The sequence below is a fragment of the Streptomyces sp. NPDC051104 genome (assembly GCF_040682835.1).
GTDB lineage: Bacteria > Actinomycetota > Actinomycetes > Streptomycetales > Streptomycetaceae > Streptomyces > Streptomyces cynarae.
Genome location: NZ_JBFBBS010000102.1, coordinates 1 through 4,007, shown reverse-complemented (window position 1 = coordinate 4,007; position 4,007 = coordinate 1). Strand labels below are relative to the sequence as shown.

The following is a 4,007-nucleotide window of genomic DNA, read 5'->3' as shown; positions in this document are numbered from 1 at the left end:
GCGCCGGCCTGCTGGGCGACGGTCCTTCCCTTGTCGAGGACGAGCAGGGTCGGCACCGCCTGTACCTCGAAACGCTGCGACAGCCGCGGGTTCTTGTCGACGTCGACCTTGACGAGTTTGATCCGTCCGGCGAGGTCGGTGGCCACCTGCTCCAGCGCCGGGCTGACCATGCGGCAGGGGCCGCACCAGGTGGCCCACAGGTCGACCACGACGGGGACGTCGGTCCGCTCGGCGACCTCGGCGAAGTCGTCGTCGCCCGCGTCGACGATCCACGGTAGGGGTTGCTTGCAGTGGCCGCATTTGGGGCGTCCCTTCGCGGCCACGGGAATCCGGTTGTTGCGCCCGCAGTTCGGGCATCTGACGGTCGCCGCCTGCATCGTGTTCATGCCGCCCTCGCTTTCTCCGCCGACTCCGGCTGGTTGTAGGTGACCACCAGCTCTCCGTGCTCGGCGTCGATGCGCACTGTCGCGCCGTCCTGGACGTCGCCGCGCAGCAGGGCGCGCCCGACCAGTGTCTCGACCTCGTGGGAGATGTAACGCCGCAGCGGCCGGGCCCCGTAGACCGGGTCGTAGCCCTGGTGGGAGATCACCTTCCGGGCGGTGTCGGTGAGTTCGACGGTGATGCGGCGTTCGGCGAGCCGGCGGCGCAGCTCGTCGAACTGCAGCTCCACGATCCGCTCGATCTGCCGCTCACCGAGCGGCTTGAACAGCACGATGTCGTCGACGCGGTTGAGGAACTCCGGGCGGAAGTGCCCGCGCAGCTCGCCCATCACCAGGGCGCGGGCGTCCGGCTTGATTTCACCCTCGGCGGTGGCGCCGTCCAGGAGGTGCTCGGAGCCGATGTTGGACGTCATGATGATCACGGTGTTGCGGAAGTCGACGGTGCGGCCCTGGGCATCGGTGATGCGGCCGTCGTCGAGGATCTGCAGCAGGGTGTTGAAGACGTCGGTGTGGGCCTTCTCGATCTCGTCGAACAGCACGACCGAGTACGGCTTGCGGCGTACGGCCTCGGTGAGCTGGCCGCCTTCCTCGTAGCCGACGTATCCGGGCGGTGCGCCCATGAGCCGGCTGACGGTGTGCCGTTCCTGGTACTCGCTCATGTCGAGGCGGACCATGTTCTCCTCGGAGTCGAACAGGGCCGCCGCGAGGGTCTTGGCCAGCTCGGTCTTCCCGACGCCGGTGGGGCCGAGGAAGATGAACGAGCCGATGGGGCGGCGCGGGTCGCGGATGCCGGAGCGGGCGCGGATGATGGCGTCGGCGACGAGCTTGACGGCCTCGTCCTGGCCGATGACGCGCTCGCGCAGGATCTCGTCCAGGCGCAGCAGTTTCTCGCGTTCGCCCTCCTTCAGGCGGGCGACGGGGATGCCGGTCCAGGCGGCGACGATCTCGGCGATCTCCTCCTCGGTGACGACCTCGCGCAGCAGCCGGTTCTGCCCTTGTTTGGCGGCCAGCTGCTCCTCCTCCGCGGCGAGCCGGCGTTCCAGGTCCTGCAGGCGGCCGTAGCGGAGTTCGGCGGCGCGGTTGAGGTCGTAGGCGCGTTCGGCCTCCTCCGCCTCGTGGCGGACCTTCTCCAGTTCCTGGCGCAGTTCCTGCACGCGGCGGATGGCCTGCCGTTCGGCCTCCCACTGGGCGTGTTTGGCGTCGGCCTCGGCGCGCAGGTCGGCCAGTTCCCTGCGCAGTTCCTCCAGGCGGGCTTTGCTGGCGGGGTCGGTCTCCTTGGACAGGGCCGCCTCCTCGATCTCCAGGCGGGTGACGCGGCGGGTGATCTCATCGAGTTCTGCGGGCATCGAGTCGATCTCGGTACGCAGTCGGGCGCAGGCTTCGTCGACGAGGTCGATGGCCTTGTCGGGCAGGAACCGGTCGGTGATGTAGCGGTGGCTGAGGGTGGCCGCGGAGACCAGCGCGGTGTCCTGGATCTTCACGCCGTGGAAGACCTCCAGGCGTTCGCGCAGTCCGCGCAGGATGGAGATGGTGTCCTCCACGCTGGGTTCGTCGACCAGGACCTGCTGGAAGCGGCGTTCGAGGGCGGCGTCCTTCTCGATGTGCTTGCGGTACTCGTCGAGGGTGGTGGCGCCGATCATGTGGAGTTCGCCGCGGGCCAGCATCGGCTTGAGCATGTTGCCCGCGTCCATGGCCCCCTCGGCGGCGCCCGCGCCGACGACGGTGTGCAGTTCGTCGACGAAGAGCAGGATGCGCCCCTGGGCGGCCTTCACCTCGGACAGCACGGCCTTGAGGCGTTCCTCGAACTCACCGCGGTATTTGGCCCCGGCGACCAGGGAGCCCATGTCGAGAGCGAACACCGTCTTGTCGCGCAGGCCCTCGGGGACGTCGCCGCGGACGATGCGCTGGGCCAGGCCCTCGACGATGGCGGTCTTGCCGACGCCGGGGTCGCCGATGAGGACGGGGTTGTTCTTCGTCTTGCGGCTGAGGATCTGGGTGACGCGGCGGATCTCCGCGTCCCGGCCGATGACCGGGTCCAGCCGCCCGGAGCGGGCCTCGGCGACGAGGTCGCGGCCGTACTTCTCCAGCGCCTCGTAGGCCACTTCGGGGTTGGCGGAGGTGACGCGCTGGTTGCCGCGGACCTGGGTGAGCGCGCTCAGGAACGAGTCCGTGGTGATGCCGTGCTCCTTGAGCAGGCGTCCGGCGGCGGTCGCCGAGCCCTCCTCGGCCAGGGCAAGCAGGAGGTGCTCCACGGACACGTACTCGTCCTTGAGGCGTTTGGCCTCCCGTTCGGCGGCATCGAGCAGGCGGGACAGGCGCTGGGTGACGAACACCTGCCCGGGTGCCGCGCCGGGGCCGGTGACCTTCGGGCGGCGGGAGAGCTCCTCGCGCACGGCCGCACGCAGTTCCCTCGGCTCGGTGCCGGCCTGTTGCAGCAACCGCGGGATCAGACCGTCCTCCTGATCGAGAAGAGCGAGCAGCAGGTGTTCTCCGTCGACCTCGGTCTGCCCCATGCGGACGGCCGCGGTCTGCGCCTCCTGGAGGCCTTCCTGGGACTTCTGGGTGAGACGGTTCATGTCCATGGCGGTATGTCACTCCTCGTACCGGCGCGGCGCAGCGCGGCTTCGAGCAGGCTGATGCGGTCCAGCAGATCGAGCACCAGGCCGATGGATGCGTAGTTGAGGCACAGTCCGGTGCGCAGCCGCTGGATGCGGGCGAGGACCGCCGGGGCCGTCGGTTCGAACACCAGCCCTCCGGAGGCGTCGCGCTCGACGTCGACCAGGCCCAGAGCGACGAACCGGCGGATCAGATCAGGGTGGAGGCCCGAGCGACGGGCCACGGCGTCCAGGGAGAGCCTGGGGGCGGGCACGAGCGCGTACCGGACAGCCGTCGAGGCGGTGACGTCGGCGCCCGTTCGTACTGGACGTTCGCCCACGCCGGCCCGGCCGATGCCTGCCGCTCCCGCGGGTCGGTCGTTCATCGCGTCCTCCTGGGGTCGAACGAGGAGACGGCGGCGAGCTCCTCGAACAGTTCGCGCTCCCGGTCGCTGAGCTTGGGCGGCACCACGATCCGCAGCTCGGCATACAGGTCGCCGTTCGCGCCGCGCGGTCCCGGCATGCCCTCGCCGCGCAGCCGCAGCCGCCGGCCGCTGGACGAGCCCGCGGGCACAGTCACCTTGGCCGTGCCGCCGCCGGGGGTGGGCACCGGCACGGTCGCACCCAGCGCGGCCTCCCAGGGGGCGACCGGGACCTGAACGTGCACGTCGCGGCCGTCGAGGCGGAACCGGGGGTGGGGCTGGATCCGCACCCGCAGGTACAGATCCCCCGCGGGGGCGTCGCCACTGCCGCGGCCGCCCTCGCCCGCCAGCCGGATGCGCTGCCCGTCGACGACGCCCGGCGGCACCTCGACCTCGTACCGCCGCGGCTGCCCGGTGGGACCGGCGAGCGTGACGGTGCGACGGCCGCCCCGGTACGCCTCCTCGACGCTGAGCGGCAGTTCGGCCTCCTGGTCGGCTCCCGGTACACCGGCGGGGGCGCCGCCTGCTCCGAAGAGCGAGCCGAGCAGGTC

Annotated in this window: 4 protein-coding genes; all 4 read right to left on the bottom strand. The window is 70.9% G+C overall.

Annotated elements, in window-relative coordinates; genetic code table 11:
• On the bottom strand, positions 1–386 hold a 386-nt coding region (gene trxA, locus AB0N14_RS39605; protein WP_366030536.1), incomplete at its 3' end, for a thioredoxin.
• Entirely contained in the window at positions 383–3,022 is a 2,640-nt protein-coding gene (clpB, locus tag AB0N14_RS39600) for an ATP-dependent chaperone ClpB (protein WP_366030535.1), read from the bottom strand. The genes clpB and trxA, both read right to left, overlap by 4 nt.
• Positions 3,013–3,420, bottom strand: coding sequence for a chaperone modulator CbpM (locus AB0N14_RS39595; protein WP_366030534.1), 408 nt, complete (start codon positions 3,418–3,420; stop codon positions 3,013–3,015). The genes clpB and AB0N14_RS39595 overlap by 10 nt, the downstream gene beginning before the upstream one ends.
• On the bottom strand, positions 3,417–4,007 hold a 591-nt coding region (locus tag AB0N14_RS39590), incomplete at its 5' end, for a DnaJ C-terminal domain-containing protein (protein WP_366030533.1). The genes AB0N14_RS39595 and AB0N14_RS39590, both read right to left, overlap by 4 nt.